The 16,528-nt window shown below is 54.4% G+C and carries 20 protein-coding genes; 10 read left to right on the forward strand and 10 right to left on the reverse strand.

Annotation, left to right across the window (positions count from 1 at the left end):
* On the forward strand, positions 1–1,229 hold a 1,229-nt coding region (locus tag IE087_RS23315; RefSeq protein ID WP_189371990.1), incomplete at its 5' end, for a glycosyltransferase WbsX family protein.
* Between the two features lie 44 nt (positions 1,230–1,273).
* Positions 1,274–2,575, forward strand: coding sequence for a glycosyltransferase WbsX family protein (locus tag IE087_RS23320; RefSeq protein ID WP_229801560.1), 1,302 nt, complete (start codon positions 1,274–1,276; stop codon positions 2,573–2,575).
* Here the strand turns inward: IE087_RS23320 and IE087_RS23325 are convergent.
* Positions 2,572–3,375, reverse strand: coding sequence for a TylF/MycF/NovP-related O-methyltransferase (locus tag IE087_RS23325; RefSeq protein WP_229801561.1), 804 nt, complete (start codon positions 3,373–3,375; stop codon positions 2,572–2,574). The two genes, IE087_RS23320 and IE087_RS23325, sit on opposite strands and share 4 nt — an antisense overlap.
* A 362-nt stretch (positions 3,376–3,737) precedes the next feature.
* Here IE087_RS23325 and IE087_RS23745 point away from each other — a divergent pair, with 362 nt between their 5' ends.
* The 6 genes from IE087_RS23745 to IE087_RS23350 all read left to right on the forward strand — a co-directional run bounded on the left by IE087_RS23745 (position 3,738) and on the right by IE087_RS23350 (position 5,576).
* On the forward strand, positions 3,738–3,869 hold the full coding sequence (locus IE087_RS23745; protein ID WP_308425497.1) for a WGR domain-containing protein: 132 nt from the start codon (positions 3,738–3,740) through the stop codon (positions 3,867–3,869).
* Positions 3,870–3,875: 6 nt separating this feature from the next.
* The gene (locus IE087_RS23750) at positions 3,876–3,992 is read left to right on the forward strand and encodes a WGR domain-containing protein (protein WP_308425500.1); all 117 of its coding nucleotides are present in this window, start codon (positions 3,876–3,878) and stop codon (positions 3,990–3,992) included.
* A gap of 123 nt (positions 3,993–4,115) precedes the next feature.
* Positions 4,116–4,367, forward strand: coding sequence for a type II toxin-antitoxin system ParD family antitoxin (locus IE087_RS23335; protein ID WP_189371993.1), 252 nt, complete (start codon positions 4,116–4,118; stop codon positions 4,365–4,367).
* The gene (locus tag IE087_RS23340) at positions 4,360–4,650 is read left to right on the forward strand and encodes a type II toxin-antitoxin system RelE/ParE family toxin (RefSeq protein WP_189371994.1); all 291 of its coding nucleotides are present in this window, start codon (positions 4,360–4,362) and stop codon (positions 4,648–4,650) included. The genes IE087_RS23335 and IE087_RS23340 overlap by 8 nt, the downstream gene beginning before the upstream one ends.
* Before the next feature lie 64 nt (positions 4,651–4,714).
* A complete protein-coding gene (gene parA, locus IE087_RS23345) occupies positions 4,715–5,365 on the forward strand; it encodes a ParA family partition ATPase (RefSeq protein WP_189371995.1) in 651 nt (216 codons plus the stop codon).
* Between the two features lies 1 nt (position 5,366).
* Positions 5,367–5,576 (forward strand): plasmid partition protein ParG, encoded by a 210-nt coding sequence (locus IE087_RS23350; protein ID WP_189371996.1) that lies wholly within the window; start codon positions 5,367–5,369, stop codon positions 5,574–5,576.
* 194 nt (positions 5,577–5,770) lie between these two features.
* On the opposite strand, the gene trfA is transcribed toward IE087_RS23350, so the two are convergent.
* The 4 genes from trfA to IE087_RS23370 all read right to left on the reverse strand — a co-directional run bounded on the left by trfA (position 5,771) and on the right by IE087_RS23370 (position 8,686).
* A complete protein-coding gene (gene trfA / locus IE087_RS23355) occupies positions 5,771–6,856 on the reverse strand; it encodes a plasmid replication initiator TrfA (protein WP_189371997.1) in 1,086 nt (361 codons plus the stop codon).
* 335 nt (positions 6,857–7,191) lie between these two features.
* Entirely contained in the window at positions 7,192–7,713 is a 522-nt protein-coding gene (locus IE087_RS23360; RefSeq protein ID WP_189371998.1) for a hypothetical protein, read from the reverse strand.
* Positions 7,706–8,374, reverse strand: coding sequence for a MobV family relaxase (gene mobV / locus IE087_RS23365; RefSeq protein ID WP_189371999.1), 669 nt, complete (start codon positions 8,372–8,374; stop codon positions 7,706–7,708). Before mobV ends, IE087_RS23360 begins: the two co-directional genes overlap by 8 nt.
* Positions 8,375–8,473: 99 nt before the next feature.
* Entirely contained in the window at positions 8,474–8,686 is a 213-nt protein-coding gene (locus IE087_RS23370; protein ID WP_189372000.1) for a hypothetical protein, read from the reverse strand.
* A 450-nt stretch (positions 8,687–9,136) separates the two neighbouring features.
* Between IE087_RS23370 and IE087_RS23375 the strand changes: the two genes are divergently transcribed.
* Positions 9,137–10,018: a lysophospholipid acyltransferase family protein gene (locus tag IE087_RS23375; RefSeq protein WP_229801562.1), complete on the forward strand. Its 882-nt coding sequence runs from the start codon at positions 9,137–9,139 to the stop codon at positions 10,016–10,018.
* Between the two features lie 14 nt (positions 10,019–10,032).
* On the opposite strand, the gene IE087_RS23380 is transcribed toward IE087_RS23375, so the two are convergent.
* The 5 genes from IE087_RS23380 to IE087_RS23400 form a co-directional block, all read right to left on the reverse strand.
* Positions 10,033–10,896: a glycosyltransferase family 2 protein gene (locus IE087_RS23380; RefSeq protein ID WP_229801563.1), complete on the reverse strand. Its 864-nt coding sequence runs from the start codon at positions 10,894–10,896 to the stop codon at positions 10,033–10,035.
* A 61-nt stretch (positions 10,897–10,957) separates the two neighbouring features.
* On the reverse strand, positions 10,958–11,941 hold the full coding sequence (locus IE087_RS23385; protein ID WP_308425498.1) for a glycosyltransferase family 4 protein: 984 nt from the start codon (positions 11,939–11,941) through the stop codon (positions 10,958–10,960).
* Between the two features lie 171 nt (positions 11,942–12,112).
* Positions 12,113–12,826 carry a 3-deoxy-D-manno-octulosonic acid kinase gene (locus tag IE087_RS23390; RefSeq protein WP_189372002.1) on the reverse strand — a complete coding sequence of 238 codons (714 nt, stop codon included), beginning with the start codon at positions 12,824–12,826 and terminating at the stop codon, positions 12,113–12,115.
* A gap of 67 nt (positions 12,827–12,893) precedes the next feature.
* Positions 12,894–13,487, reverse strand: a complete 594-nt coding sequence (locus IE087_RS23395; protein ID WP_189372003.1) for a recombinase family protein — start codon at positions 13,485–13,487, stop codon at positions 12,894–12,896.
* A gap of 138 nt (positions 13,488–13,625) precedes the next feature.
* Positions 13,626–15,371 carry an ABC transporter ATP-binding protein gene (locus IE087_RS23400; RefSeq protein WP_229801564.1) on the reverse strand — a complete coding sequence of 582 codons (1,746 nt, stop codon included), beginning with the start codon at positions 15,369–15,371 and terminating at the stop codon, positions 13,626–13,628.
* Between the two features lie 321 nt (positions 15,372–15,692).
* Between IE087_RS23400 and IE087_RS23405 the strand changes: the two genes are divergently transcribed.
* Positions 15,693–16,528, forward strand: an 836-nt coding sequence (locus tag IE087_RS23405; protein WP_189372005.1) for a class I SAM-dependent methyltransferase, incomplete at its 3' end; no start/stop codon positions are given.

Consider the following 16,528-nt stretch of genomic DNA (forward strand, 5'->3'; position numbering starts at 1 on the left):
ATAACATCCAGACCATTGCCTTCTACCTGCCCCAATTCCATCCGATACCCGAGAACGATGATTGGTGGGGCAAGGGATTTACGGAATGGACCAATGTGACCAAAGCCCAGCCACTATTCTCCGGACACTACCAACCGCATTTTCCGACGGATCTGGGATATTATGACCTGCGAGTGCGCGAGACCCGGCTGGATCAGATCGAAATGGCCAAAGCGAATGGGATACATGGGTTTTGCTATCACTACTACTGGTTTTCAGGCCATCGTCTGCTGGAACGTCCTCTGGACGATATGCTGGCGGACCCCGAAAGCGATATGCCGTTTTGTTTGTGCTGGGCGAACGAAAATTGGACGCGTCGTTGGGATGCTGCAGAGCATCACGTTCTGATTGCACAGGAATATAAACCAGAGGATGACCTGAACTTTATCAAGTCGATTGTTCCTTATTTTCAGGACCCTCGATACATCACGCTGGATGGCGCACCGTTTCTGATTGTCTATCGTCCGCAGCACCTGGCTGATGCAAAAAAAGCCGTCGAGACTTGGCGCGCTTATTGTGCCTCGATCGGGTTCCCCAAGATCCACCTGGCTTGCGCCTTGACCCACCACAACTGGGACTATGCGTCTTATGGGTTTGATTCCGGGGTCGAATTTCCACCACATAACATTCGGGCCACAAACCACGCGGACGCGTTGGACCTGAACATTGATTTTGCGGGTCTCTGTGTCGACTATCAGGACGTCGCAGAGCAATATTTGAACCGGGATTACAGCGCAGACAATAATGTCCACCGCGCTGTGTTTCCGTCATGGGACAACACAGCGCGGCGTCACGAAAACGCCATGGTGGTCCTGAACGGTACGCCGCAAAACTATGAGTTTTGGTTGGCCCGCGCATTGCGGCAAACCGCTAGGGAGTTCCCGGATCAGGAGCGTTTTGTCTTTGTGAACGCGTGGAACGAATGGGCCGAAGGCTGTCATCTTGAACCTGACCGGAAATACGGACATGCATTTCTGGAGGCCACACGACGCGCCCGTTCAGGAACAGACTTGGTCAACTGGCATGATGTGGGGATTGCGCCGGAGCAACGTCGCAAGAAGAGTACACGTGGCCGCAAAATCGGGTCCTATGACCCTCAAAAGCCTCTCTTCAAAAGAGCTTTCCGCAAGGTGCGTGATTTTGTGAACGGCAGAACTATCAGAAACAAAATACGTAGTTTCAAGGACTAGAACTCTGCTCGACCGGAGCAATTCTGTGGAAAGGGGCAATGTCTGTGAAAGATGCCGTTTTGTTTCTCTTGCTCAGTGGTTTAGCCTGGCTGAGCCCACCCTTGCCTTCCCGCATGGCTCGACGCTTCCGTAACTCGGCCAGTAAACGCGATCCAAGGCGCCATTGGGCCCAGTCAGAGCAGAATGTGACACGCTACGGTCAAGGCTTTGCATCTACGGACGTTGTGGACAGCTTTATGCCCGACGCGCGCCCAGCTGAATTTGCGCCCAAGGTGAAGCTCATCGCGTATTACCTGCCTCAGTTTCACCCATTTCCTGAAAATGACGCATGGTGGGGAAAAGGGTTTACCGAGTGGAGTAATGTTGGCAAAGCGATCCCCAATTACCCTGGGCATTATCAGCCCCATTGCCCGATCCATCTGGGTTATTATGACCTAAGGTTGCCTGAGATCATGGAAGAACAAACCCGCATGGCCAAAGCTTATGGCGTTGGCGGGTTTTCCTATTATTTCTACTGGTTTGACGGCAAAACATTGATGGAGGGCCCATTACAGCAGATGCTGCACCGCCCCGAGATTGACATGCCGTTCTGTCTGACTTGGGCTAATGAGAACTGGACCCGCCGATGGGATGGGCGCGAACACGATGTCCTGATTGGTCAGAACCACTCGATTGCGGATTCCAAAGCACTGCTCTCGCATATACGGCCTTACCTCGAAGATCCCCGCTATATCACCATAGACGATAAGCCTGCCTTTATAGTCTATCGCGCCAACATTATCCCAGACATCCGGGCCATCACTGATGCTTGGCGCGCAGCGGCACAAAGCTGGGGCTTTCCCGATCTTTATCTGATCGCTGCGCAAACTTTTGATGTCGGCGATCCGAGCGATTTGGGTTTCGATGCGGCATGTGAATTTCCTCCACACCAAACTCAGCGCCGCGATATCACGGATGAGGTTGGCGTGTTCAACCCCAATTTCACAGGATCGATCCTGGACTACGGTGCCATCGTGGCGGGCTCTGTGGCAAAGCCCGAACCGGACCACAAATGTTTCAAGTCGGTCGTCCTGTCCTGGGACAACACAGCCCGCAATCAAAACGCGCCGCGTATTCTCGAACGGTTCTCGGTTCCAGCCTATCAGAGTTGGCTGACCACGCTGTGCCGACAGGTTCTGGTGCAACCGAAATATTCGGCAGATGAAAAGATCGTCTTTATCAATGCCTGGAATGAATGGGCCGAAGGTACCCACCTGGAGCCTGATAGAAAATATGGGTTTGCTTATCTACATGCGACCGCCCAAGCGGTTCAAGACGCAGGTATAGAGGCGCAAGACAAAACCTAGGTTCGGGAAGTTACACGCTTCCAGAGGCTTTTATTTGGTATTTTTCTGGTGTTTTTGCGAAAATACACGCCAACACCGTCAATCTCCTGAAAATCCGGGTCCTCATAGCCAATTTCATCCAGATAGTCATGCACCGCGGCCTTGGCCGCTGGGACAACATGGTAGTCATCCACGATGACCCACCCATTGTTGGATACTTTGGGAAACAGATGTCGCAACGGATCGATCGTGGACTCGTACATATCGCCGTCGAGACGCAACACGGCGATCTTCTCGCTCGTTACATCTTTCATCGTGTCCTTGAACAGCCCTTCAATAAAGACGACCTGATCATCGAGTAGGTTAAACTTTTCGAAGTTTCTTTTAACCACGTCTACTGAAACTGCCAGCGCATCGTAAGTGTGGAAATCCGACCCTTTGTCATGCGGGTATTTCTCTTCATCGGGGGCAGGTAAACCATCGAACGAGTCACACAACACAACACGGCGATCCGTCTGTTCGTGGGCGAAGAGCACCGCGCGCGCAAAGATACTCGCACCCCCGCGCCAAACACCGGTTTCTACAAAATCGCCGGGGATATTCTCCCTGATCGCAGTCTCTAGTGTGAAGCGGACATTTGCCAGCCGTTTCGTGCCGACCATTGTGAAAGACACAGATGGCCAGTCCCAGCCATATTCCCGGTTGGTTGCATCATAACCGGGTTTTGTGTCTCCAAACAGGATGGGTGGGTCTTCGTAAATTGTCCCATCCAGTGCTCGGGCCACTGTGCTGAGATATGCGTCGGTGGTATTTTCGAACATACCGGAAATCCTATCTTCATCAGATCTGAATGCAGCTGTAAGTTTGCGTTTTTTAGAATGTCTTGGGGCTGAACAACAGCTTAAAAGTAGCAGTCTGGACGCGACCAATACGGTCGTGGCATCCCGGAGTCGACCCGGTGAACCGCTTTTTGTCTGCCGGTGTCTTTGCCGAGTTCGAGCGCACCCGTACCGGTTTGGAGTGCGCCCGTAAAAAAGGACGCCATCCAGGGCGCAAGCCAAAGCTGTCGGACGACCAGCGCCAAGAGATATGGTACGGTCCGGCAAGCGCACAGAGGCGGAAGCTGCGCGGCTCTTCCACGTCCATCGCTCTACCATCGGCCGTGTAATGCGGGAGGCCTCCGATGCAGCAGCTTGAGCTGTTTCCCGAGGACATCCGCATCGAGCGCGTGGACTCTGAGGCCAATATATATCGCTTCTATCGGCTGCGCTTGATGCCCGACCTTTTCGGTGGCGTATCACTCCTGCGCGAATAGGGCCGCATTGGTACCCGGGGGCGACACCGGATCGAGTTATTCGAAGATGCTGGCCGCGCTGCCGACGCGATGGTTGCGGTCTATCGGGCCAAGCAAAGGCGCGGGTATCAGCTCGCAAGGTGAGCCAGAGTGGGTCGGTTACCCTTGCAATCCGAGTGCTCCATGTTTGTCTATTTGAGTAAATGAGTGTTGCAGCCTCTTGCGAGATACCAATTATTGGTATATCCTTTACATACGAGGCTTGACATGGCAAAGAACACATCTATGTCCCTTGGCGATCATTTCGCGGGATTCATCGACACTCAGGTTCAATCGGGACGCTATGGCTCTGCCAGTGATGTTGTACGGGCTGGTTTGCGTTTGCTTGAGGAGCACGAAACCAAGGTAAAAGCGTTGCAGGATGCTTTGATCGAGGGTGAGCAAAGCAGTATCGCCGAAAACTTTGATCCCGAGACTTTCCTACAAGAGATCAAAGCCAGCAGGGGTTTGCGTGGCTAAGACTTACGACCTTTCAGAAAAGGCCAAGGCCGATCTGAGAGGTATCTGGGACTATACCGAAGATTGTTGGGGCGAGCAGCAGGCCGACACGTACTATCGGGGTATCATCAAGACCTTTGAGCTTCTGGCAGCGGGTGAGCGCCTGGGCCGCAAATCTGACGTGCGCGTGGGTTATCTGAAGTACCCCGTTGGACGGCACTTTGTATACTTCACCAAAGGTGAAAGCAGGATCAAAGTTATTCGCGTGTTGCATGAAAGCATGGATGTGGATCGTCACCTGTAGCGAGCTTGTCTGACTTCAACTACTCAGTTACACTTTTGAGTAAAAACACAAATGAGGTAGACACATGAGCATTATCTCCGTTTTGAATCCCAAGGGTGGTTGCGGTAAGACCACTATCAGCACCAACCTTGCCCGTGCGCTGCATGATCGCGGGCATTCCGTCCTGATCGTGGACAGTGACCCGCAAGGCAGCGCCCGAGACTGGCATGCGGCTAACGAGGACAACCCGATTGAGCTGGTGGCGCTTGATCGTCCTAACAACGTCAAGACGCTCGCCAGCATGGCCGCAAATTACGAATACGTGGTCATCGACGGCGCGGCCAAGCTGGAAGACATGATCGCCGCCGCAATCAAGGTCAGCGATTTTGTTCTCATTCCCGTTCAACCCTCGCCTTATGACATTTGGGCAGCGTCTGATCTGGTAGACTTCATCAAAGCCCGCCAGGAGGTCACAGACGGCCTTCCTGTGGCGGGCTTCGTTGTGTCCCGCATGGTGGAAGGAACGCGCCTAGGTGGCGATGTACGGGCGGCTTTGGACGAATACGCCCTGCCCGTCTGCGACACGACAATCACACAACGTCAGGTATATCCACAAACCGCGTCCGAAGGACTGACGGTCTTTGATGCCGACAACGCCAAGGCCAAGGCGGAGACATTGGCTTTGATTGACGAGCTGATTGGTATGCTTGCCCCTGCAAACAGGAAGGTGGCGTAACATGGCACTGTCAGCAAAACGCCCCAGCCGTGGCGACGAGGCCCGTCAGCGCATCTTGAAAGAGGTGACGGAAACCACTGAGAAAAAGAAGCGCCTCAATGCTGAGATCGAAGAAAGCTTGTATCGGCAAATCAAGATGAAGGCCGTCGAAGAGGGACGCTCAATATCGGACATCACACGTGATCTGTGGTCTGAGTATTTGAGTAAATGAGTTGTTGAGAAAACGCTGATGCTGTCCGACGCACAGATTGAAGAAGCCATCAGCCCGACAGCTAGAAAAACTCGGCAGAAGGGACGCCGAGAAGAACTGGCCGGTCTGGCCTGATACCGGTGATGCCTATGAACATTCTGTCCAAGAAGAAAACTGACTGAAACTCGTATGAGTGATTACTCAAATGAGTTGGTTTACCAACCGTTGCGGCCACGTTTTTTGAACCAACTCTTGCAGAAACCGAGAAACGCGGCGTCCGGGTTCTTTGGCGGCTCTTTCTGTCTGGCGGAGTAAGTCCGCCATTCTGCGGCCAGCATCTTGATATCCCATGATGGAGCCAGTTCTCTCGCCCGTTCGAGCGTATCGGGCGAGAGGGGTAGTACGTAGCCGCCGGTCAGCTTGTCTTGTTCTGGGTTGGGCGCGTAGCTTTCAAGAAACTCGGGTTTCGGCGTGACTGTGAGAATGTCGGCATCAAGCCGGAAGGAGTAATCCGGCATATGATTATGTTCCTCGTCGGCCTTACAGATCGCTCGGACGAGCCGCCGAAACTCTTTATCGGAGGACGTGGAGCCAGTTCGGTCCTTCAGCTTCTCCAGACCACACTTCCATTCCGGCTGCGTCCCGCATTGTTTGCGCGCCAGCTCATACAGGCGGCGCTCCAGCGGCTTACGAAGCTGGAAGTAACGGCGGTTCAGCGTAAGAACATCGTCACCGGCGATGGCATTGAACACCCAGTCGGAGAGGGTGACTTCAAGATCGAGCATTCGGCCGTCACGGGTTTCCCGAACGATCCGGTAACGGTCGATTAGACTAAAGCCGTCGATTTGCTCCACGCCGCCGGTCGTAATGTTAGTTTCGATCTGCGTCCCTTGAAGGCGCTCCAGAGCGGCCTTTAGTCCCGTGTAACCTGTCCCAGCAGTCGGCCGGTTTGTGGCAACGAGGAGGTCATAAGCCTTGAACCGAAGTGTTCGATGAATCTGTTTTCCATTGTTCAGGGCAGCAACCACTTGCGAAATGCAGTAAATCAACACGTCACGATCATGGACAGTCGCAAGACCAATCATGTTGGGCCGGATTTCAACGTAGCTTTGACCGTCAGAGGCCACATAGCGGCGCTTCTTGGTGTCCGGCTTAGTCGAAAGAGTGAAAATCGGGTGTGCCATCGAGGCCATGTCACCCTTGGGAGCTGCATCGAAAATGTCGCAAACAAAAAAATCCCCCTGGGCATGTCGCAGAGGGAGGAGGGGAGTCCGATCAGGTTTCGTAGTTTCACCCACCATGGCAATACTATTCGTAATTTCACACACCGGCGCAAGAGCTTCGTAGTTTCACCCACCGATGATCTTTCGTAAGATCACACACCATCTTTCGTAAGATCACACACCATCTTTCGTAAGATCACACACCCCTCATCGTAATATCACCCACCGAAGGCCAAAAATAATCTCGTTTTCAAAAGTGTTTTCAATAGCTTGATGGAAGTCGCGATTCGCGTAACACAGATTCTAACACATATATAACACCCACAACCGAACCAGCGCTTCATCCAACAACCTATTTTTCAAACGACAAACTCCAGAATCTACTTAGAAAAACGAGACGGCAAACCTCGGATTTAATGAATCGGCCCTCGGTCCCTGTGGCTATCCGTTTCGGGTTCTTCAACATCAACCAGCCGGTCGACAACTGAGCGCAGCGCATGATTTGGGATTTCCACATCGGTTTGCTGATAATAAGCGAGGGCAAGCCTGAGCTGTTCGACCTCTTCGATTTCATCCAGAAATGCACTCCGTTCAGCAGCGCTGTTGAGCTGTGACGCCGTGCGATCTTCGCGCATTCGTTCCAGAACAAGCCGCGTGTGGGGCAGGGCAGGGGGCAAGGCCTCTACCTCAGAAACGGTATCCGCCTTGTTCTGCTTGTTGATCTCATCCCGCACCGAGATAAGCGCATTCCGAAACCTTTGTTGATCTTCTGTTAGCGGGGTGTTGGGGGGCAGGGCGCAGTTGTAGACCTCGACAAGTAGATTAACCTGCTCAGGCGACCCGGCGGCTTCCTTGAGCGCTTTTAGATCGCCCGCCAGAATCCGCTTTTCGACACCCGTGTAAATGCGAACAGCTGCTTCTGCCTTGTCAGTCATGCCTGCCAATGAGAGCGAGGTTTCCAGCCCCCGGTTCTGATACGCGGTCCCGCTCCATCATCTCCAGCATGAGGGCACGGACACGCGCTGTGGCGGCCTCTGTGGCCCGTGCGTGCCATTCCGCATCGCTTTCCTTGCCAGCGCCCAGGAGAGAGCCTCTGAGGCGCTCTGGGATGTCCACAGCGTCCGTTTTGTCGGTATAGGTCCCATAGACTCTCTGCACGCGCTCATGACGAGCCACAGAGCCTTTGATACCTCGCCGGAGGCCATATAGCTCACTGACCTTCTCTGCGAAGTCTGACTGCAGGTCTGACAGCGCTTTCTTGTTGCCCACGAAGGAGCGGGCATTCAGCTTGCTGCGCTCGTCGAGAGGGATGATCATTGCCGACATGTGCGGCGTGGTCTCGTCGCGGTGAACAACAGCCGACAGAACATTCTCTTCCCCATGCCGATCCTTGATCCAGTCGAGCGCGTCCTTGAAGTAGTCGTCCAGGTCTTCGCGGCTCATGGACTGGATCTTTTCCGGTGCTCGATAGTGCCAATCGGCCAAAACTTCCTTGGTGGTCGTGCCGCCAACCAGAACAGTGTTGTCCTTGATGCGCTCTGGATCGGCGTTCGGTGTCTCGCGTTCCCGGAACGTATGAGACAGCGAGGCCCCCATGTTGCCGAGCGTCTTGATCTTTGCAGAGAGACCTGACCGATATGACGGGGTCGCGGGCTCCCTGGCTTTATGGGGGCCGATGCGCCCACGGCCCGTCAGTTATGTCGCTTTCCACTTGCGTCGAACGTACTCTTCATCGTGATAACCAAGCAACTTTTGTGTGCCGTCCGGAGCCTCCCGGACCCATTCACCATCGTCGCGCCGGAAGACCAGATGAGCCCCGGCTTTCTGTTTTGCGCGCAGGTCAGCCTCCATTGTATCCGCAAACCATGGGCGGCCATCGAAGGTGAGCTGTGCCATGTCAGTGGCCATGATGTTCGCCTTTCGTCTTGCCCCAAATACCATAGTCAGTGTTTGATAGGCTAATAGATCACCGGCCTATTGTATGGCTTGCTATGTTCGCGGTTTCCGATATCCGTTCCATGCTGCTTGACCCCGATGCGCAAGCTGTCCCTGCTGCACCCAACCTTTTGCGAAATCGATAACATTGCCGCCGATCTGCTCACATACTCGCCCTCGTTATCCGAAACCATCCGCACCGCTCGCGTGCGCAGTGCCTCCGGATAACGTGTTCCGTTTTTCGTATTTCCTATGACCCAGTATCATTACTGCTGGGCTTCCGGCAAACAAGGGGCGGTTCAATCCGCTTGTCGAAACCAATGGCGAAAGCTATGAACGTCGAGCTCGATTAGCATTACGGCTGACGGGTGATGTCGTAAATCGTCGTATCTTACGTTGAGCCGTCACACGCAGGATTCGCAAATGTCTGAGATGAAAACAGCTGATGCCATTCGCTATCGGCTGGAATACGGTCTCATCAGAACTGTATTCGCGCTCCTGTCATTGTTGCCGTTCCGTATGCGCAGTGCCTTCATGGCTTGGGTCATAGCTCGGTTTATAGCGCCCGCATTTGGCTTTAAAAATCGCATACGTCTGAATTTGGACCGGATCTGGCCAGACCTCGGCACAGCCAAAAGGGACGCTCTCACAACAGAAATATCGCGCCATACCGGACGCACACTGTGCGAGCTGTTTTCACCACGGGATCTTTTGTCGATCGCCCGGCAAACTGAACTGACTGGACCCGGCCTGATCGCCCTGGAAGAGGCCCGCGCCACCAACCGCCCGGCCATTGTGATCTCGGGTCATTTTGGAAATTATGATGTCGTCCGCGCGAGGCTGATAGCCCATGGGTTCAATGTGGGCGCGCTGTATCGGAAGATGAACAATCCGTTCTTTCACCGGTTCTACCTCAAGAACATTTCCACAATCGGAACGCCCTTGTTTGAACGTGGCCGCCCCGGTCTGAGTGAAATGGTACGGCACCTCAAGAATGGGGGTACGCTGGCAGCCTTGATTGATGTGCGCGCCAATAGCGGTGTGCCGTTGCCGTTCTTTGATCACGACGCGTTGACAGCAACGTCTATGGCTGAACTTGCCTTGCGGTATGATGCGATCCTAATCCCGTTCTATGGGACCAGACAGGCGAGCGGGAGAGCGTTCACTGCGGAATTGGAAACGCCCATTCCGCATACAGATCCCGAAACCATGACACGCGCGCTCAACCAGTCATTAGAGGCGCGTGTGCTCAAGAACCCGGAACAGTGGTTCTGGATCCACAATCGCTGGAAAGGGGCAGGGTAGAAGACGGCTGTTTGTCAGGTCTGGACGTATGAACTGTGTCGCCCGCCATCTTTGAAAGCGCTGAATGCGCCCTTCAAATATCCGATATGCTTGGCACGTTTGCGTTTGAGAAACAGGGTGTCTGGGGACAGCAACCGAAACAACGCGGACGACAACGTGTTCAGTTTGGGCCTGGGATGACCGTACTTTGTCAGCGTGTATACACGTGAGCGCGCCGAAAAATATGCTTTGAAAGCCGCAATCTGCGGCGATCGTGGAGAACCATGGCCACTGAGATGCACCACCTTGGCTGCATGGCAATACATAAGCGGACCATGTTCTCGCAGCCGCAAAGATAGATCATCATCCTCATGATACATGAAGATTTCCGGATCAAATCCACCGATCTTTTCAAACAGGGCCTTGCGGCAAAAAATAGCGGATCCAGCCAAAACAGAAACTTCTGTATCACTGGTTGGTACCGGCCCCCTAAGCCGTTCCTTTGGTTTGATCTTGGAACCACGGCGAAAGCTTTGGCGTGACTTGCTATCCAGGATTCTGGGATTGAAAGCGCTCGCATTTGGGCAACGCTTTGCAGCCTCGAAGAGGCCTTCAAGTGCACCTGGTTGCAGTGCCGCATCGGGATTGAGGAACAGCAAGAATTTCGTCTCGGATTTGGAAGCGCCTTGGTTACAAGCGGGGCCAAACCCGACATTGTCTCTGTTTAAAAACAACGTTGCTTTATGCTCATGTGCGAGTGTCTGTAACTCCGCTGTGTCGGAGGATGCATTGTCCACCAGAACAACCGGAACACCTTTAGGTATGCTTTCCAGCATGGACGGAAGCACCGATAGGCTGTTGTGACAAACGGTGACTATGGTGACGTCGTGATGGGTCAATACCATATCCTTCCTGGATGTTCCGGCAGCGATTTTGAGATGATTTGCCTCATGTCTTACCTTAACGATCCGGGCCCGTGGCTTCCCCTTCAGAAATAAGACGCTGATAAACTGTAAGGATGGCCTCGGCCTCGTGTACGATCTGGTGTTCTCCCAGAACTTTTTGCCTTGCCGCTTTGGCCATCGACTGTCGTAGCGTCCTGTCAGACATCAGTTTATCTGTCGCGGCTGTCAGTTCTTCGATATTTTCGGGGGGCACCAGAAAGCCGGTCTCATCAGGGACAACCAGGTCTTCGAAAGCACCAACGCGGGTGGCCACAACCGCAACACCGCAGGACATCGCCTCGAGCGGGGTCAGGCCAAACCCTTCCCACCGCTGCGGAGCCACGTAGATGTCGCTCGCCTGAAACCACGGCGCAATTGTAAATCCTTTATCCTCGGGCAGAATCCGCAGTCTGTCACGCAAACCCGCGGCCTCTATCTTGGATTTCAGACGCTCGACAAACCCCTGTTGCTCTCGGGTCACGCCCCCCATGATGATCCCGTGTGCAGATGGGTGCCGGGGCAACAGCTCGATCATGGTATCAACAAACAGATCCGTGCCTTTTTGTTCCCTGATCCGGCCAAAACACCCCACGATCAGCGCATCTGGGTCCAACCCCAGTTTTGTCCGCAAGGCCAAGCGATCCGTCGGAGGGGCGAACACATCTGAATCGATCCCGTGCAACACCACCGTTGCAGGCACTTCAAGGTAAGACTTTGCCTTGCCAGAGGCTGCAATGACCGCATCCATCCGGCGAATAAGCCAACGCGAATACTCTCCCCGGCGCCGCTGTGCGGCTGAGGTAAAAACCAGCTTCAAACGCTTGCGCAGCACAAATTTCAGAACCACCCCCGCCAGCATTTCGATGTTCCGACGCGCATGCCAAACGCGATAGCCCGAGGGGCCTGAGCGCGACAGAAACAGCAGTTTGGAGAGCGGAAATTGCGGAATGTCTTTAGGCAGTACGGGTCCTGTAGTCGCAATGGCGATTTTCTGAGCCAAAAGTGGCGCCAGGCGAAAGACCGTCGACGACACCCCCGAATATCGACGCTTTAAATTCGGTGTGATCACGTCAAGTGAGTGAGGGTCAACCCGCATATCTTAAGCCTGTGTGCTTGCTGCTCATACCGTTCAGAGCGCTATAGCGGATGGTTACGCTACATGCCATGTGGCTTAGCCGCCTTCATATCCAGCAAGCAGATCTGCCCAATCCCTTTCATGCCACTGCGCAGCCGGCATGTTGGCTTTTGTTTTGCGCAGCGAACGTCGTAACCGATCAAGGTTCCCTTGCTCCCATGTTCCGGGTGGACGCTTGTCGCATTTGTCGAAGTCGATGAACCAGACTTCATCATCTGTGTCGAGCAAGATGTTTCGGCAGTTCAGATCTGAATGAAACACTCTGTGGTCATGGAGGGTGCGCACATGAGCACCAATCTTGTACCAGAGTGCTGTAGACAGCGCTCTGTCCTCCAGAACCTCTTGCAACGGACGTGCGTTGGGGATGCGCTGTGTGATGATGTCAGCACGATAGAACGGGCCGAATGGCACGTATCTCGCAGCGACTGGCAGCGGTACAGGCAACCCTTCGGAAAGCATTTCTCTGAGCAGATCATATTCGCGCAACGCACGGCTGTGTGCGGCACCGATGCGCAGATATAAATCGCGGTTTACCCGGCCCAGAAGCCCACCACGATGGAAGTGGCGCAGCACCATATCGCACCCTGCATAGTAAAAGAAATGCGCCTGACTGCGCCCTGCCGTGCTGTCTTGCCACAGTTGCTGTGACCGGAGCCACGCGACATCAAAAATCTGCGGATTCATAGCGGACAAAATGTTCTCATCAAAGCGGATGACAGTGCTGTTCAGGTGAAGGTCACGAGAAGACATTCAAGGCTCCGAAGTTACGTGGTTGTGGCATAGGATATGCGTGCTTTGGTTAGAGGGGCACACTCCCTTAGGAGCCCGCCGATTTTGAGATCTGCTGCCGTTTAAGCGTCCGATAGACGGTTGGCCGGGACACTGAAAACACCTCGGCCAGATCGCTGATGGAATACTCCCCTGTCGCATGCATGCGGTTGAGTTCGCGTTGCTGCCTGTTTGACAGCTTCGGCTGTTTGCCGCGCAGTTTTCCCTTGGCCCGCGCGATAGCCATGCCTTCGCGGGTCCGCATGCGGATGAGGTCAGCTTCGAACTCGGCGAAGGTGGCAAGAATGTTGAAGAACATCTTCCCCATGGGATCAGTCGGATCATAGACTGACGTTCCAAGGGCGAGCTTGACGCCTTTGGCCTCCAATTGATCGGCGATAGCACGGGCGTCTGGGACAGAACGTGCCAGCCGGTCAAGCTTTGGTACGACAAGCGTATCGCCCTCGCGCACGGCGGCAATCGCTTGATCCAGACCGGGACGAGCAAGGTTCGTACCGGTCAACCCATGGTCGGTGTAGATGCGATCTGAAGCAACGCCCAAGGTTTCAAGCGCCTGTTTTTGGGCGGTGAGGTCCTGTCCGCCGGTGGAGCAGCGGGCATATCCAATTTTTGTGGTCGTCATGTGCAAAGTGTACGAATAAGGGGTCGCTTTTGAAAATTTAATCGTACCAGGCATATGAGACGCAAAAAGCGTCGGGTTTGCGTACCCCACTCGTTTTCCTGGAACTGTTCGTTCAGCGGACCTCTATCGGACAAGTGTTCAGGAAAGTGGATCAGTTGTCATGGTCTCTTCGTCGGAGTTGTGGAACTGCTGTTCAAACAGACGTTTAAACGCGCCATCCTCGCGTGCCAGCAGCTCATCTACAGAGCCTTCCTCGATCAGTTCGCCGCCGTGAATGACGCAGATCTTGTCTGCCTTCAGCACGGTTGAAAGCCGGTGCGCGATCACGATCGTGGTTTTGCCCCGCGTCAGACGCTGCAACGCGGTTTTGACCAGCGCCTCTGACTCGGTGTCCAGCGCACTGGTCGCCTCGTCGAGCAGCAGGATCTCGGATTGGCGCAGTATAGCGCGGGCAATCGCAAGACGCTGTTTCTGTCCACCCGACAGGAACGCCCCGTTTTCCCCTACCTGCGTGTCATATTGTTCCGGCAGCGCCATGATGAATTCATGCGCGTTGGCCGCCTCAGCTGCGGCGATGACCTGCTCATCCGTGGCGTCAGGGTCCGAGCAGCGCAGATTCTCCATCACCGTTGTGGCAAACAGGAACGTATTTTGTCCCACATAGGAGATCTTGTTGCGCAAGGACGCAAATGTAATGTCCCGGATGTCCTGCCCATCAATCAGGACCTGTCCGGTATCGGGATCGAAGAACCTCATGATCAGCCCAAAGATCGTGGACTTACCGCCCCCGGATTGCCCGACAAGGGCTGTGGATTTGCTGGCCTCGAATGTCAGGTTCATGCCCTTGATGACGGAAATGTTGCCCCGGTACCCAAAGGTGACATTGTGCATTTCAATTTGGCCGGGGCCCGGCTCTGCAGTTTTGGCGTCAGGACTTTCGGGCATCAGCTCTTCGCGATCCAAAAGCTCGAACATCATGGACACGCCCACCATGTGCGTTTCGACTGTAACCCGCATGCGCGACAGCCGCTTGGCAGGCTCATAGGCCATCAGAAGTGCCGTAACAAAAGACATCAGCTGTCCGGCTGTGGGCGGCTCTCCGCCGCCGATATTCATCGCACTAACCACCACAACGGCCGCAATGGCCACACCTGCTAACACCTCCATCAGGGGGCTGGTGATTGATTGCAGGCGCGCAATGGCATTGGCGCGTGTCTCAACCTGTTTGATGGCCGCACTCATCCGCCCCGCCATGCGCGGCTCAAGGCCAAACACTTTGATCACCTCGATACCGCCTGAGGTTTCCTGCAGCACCTTGATGATCTCCGCCAGGGAGGCCATCTCGGCCTGCATGATCTCGCGGACCCGTTTGAGCAGCAGCCGCACCCCCAGAATGGCGATGGGGCCGACAATTAGGGAAATTGTCGACAGGACGGGCTGTTGGATGACCATGACGGTGATAAGCCCCACAAGTGTCAGCGCGTCGCGGACGAACCCTGTCACCAGAATATCGATCAGCTGGCGTGCTGAATTTGCGCCATGGGTCAGGCGCATTAGCAGATCTGAAGATTCTGTGCCTCTGAAGAATGCGACGCCATGCCCCAGAAGCTTGCGATATAAACGGTCCTGTTGGGTGGCTACGATCCGGTTGCCCGCCCGCGCCAGAAACACAGCCTGCACATATGCGGCAGCCCCTTTGAGGGAAAACAGGCCAACCACCCCAGCCGCAACAAGGAAGATACGGCGCCGGTCTTCAGGGGCCGTGAGCGCATCAATGATTTTTTCCATGATCCAGGCCGTGCCTGCTGTCGAAACCGCCACAAAGATCATGGCCACAATCGACACCGCATACAGGCGGCCGTGCGCCTTCAAGCTTTCGCCCACCAAACGCCCCATATAGCCCGACCGCCAACGCTGAAGGGCTCCAGGGCTTCGCGATCTGGTTGCGCTATCCATAGGCGTGAGCGTCCGTTTCTCGCATGGCAGGGTGAACTTTGCACATCACATGAATCCTTCGGGTCTAGCCCCCCTGGCAGATGGGATGTGAGTGTCGTGACATCAGTCGCTTATATATGCTCCCTATCCAGCACATGCTTTCTATTCAAGAGCCTTCTGCCCGATGTCTTCCTACACTCGGGCTGTTTCTCGTTGCGATCGAATGGAGATTTAAGTACGGCTGTTTTGGAGTTGATATGGGGTATAGTGGTGGCAAAAACCGACCGGCACAATTACGAATATGACATCGATATGGACAGCGATGTCGCCCCGGCCCGCGTCCTGCGCATGATCAAGCCGAAGTCCAAAGTTCTGGAAATTGGAGCGGGACCCGGCTCGATCACCAAACGCCTGTCTGGTACTCTGGAATGCGATGTGGTCGCCCTAGAGATCGACCCGAGCGCATTGGAAAAGCTCCAAGACTTTGCACGCTCTGTTTATCCCATGGACCTTAACGATGCCGCCTGGAGCGACGAAGTGCGCGGCAAGGAAGGGCTATTTGACTATGTGATTGCAGCTGATGTTCTCGAACATGTCTATGATCCGTGGACCGTTCTACAGGGTATGAAATCGCTGCTGAACGATACAGGGTCCGTGGTTCTGTCCTTGCCACATGTGGGCAATGCTGCGGTTCTTGGATGTCTCGTCGATGAGGATTTTGAATATCGCGACTGGGGCCTGTTGGACCGGACTCACGTGCGTTTTTTTGGTATCAAGAATGTCCAGAATTTGCTCGAATCCCAAGGTATGAGCATCGAACAGGCCGAGTTCGTGGTGCGGACGCCAGAAATGACAGAATTTGTGCACCGCTGGAAGCGTTTGCCTGCAGACGTGCAAACATCGCTTCAGAAGAATCGGTACTCACACGTGTTTCAGGTTGTGACCCGGTCGGTGCCGAAAGAACGAGCCGAGAACAACATTTACCTGATGTCTCAGCCTGTTGAACCCCCCTCACAGGAGACGGCCGATTATTGGGTCAAGACCATGTCTGGGTTGCCGCTGGATCCCAATTCGGATTTGCAAAGCACAATTGGTTCTGCAGAGGT

It is taken from the genome of Tateyamaria omphalii (assembly GCF_014651375.1).
In the GTDB taxonomy this organism is placed as follows: Bacteria; Pseudomonadota; Alphaproteobacteria; order Rhodobacterales; family Rhodobacteraceae; genus Tateyamaria; species Tateyamaria omphalii.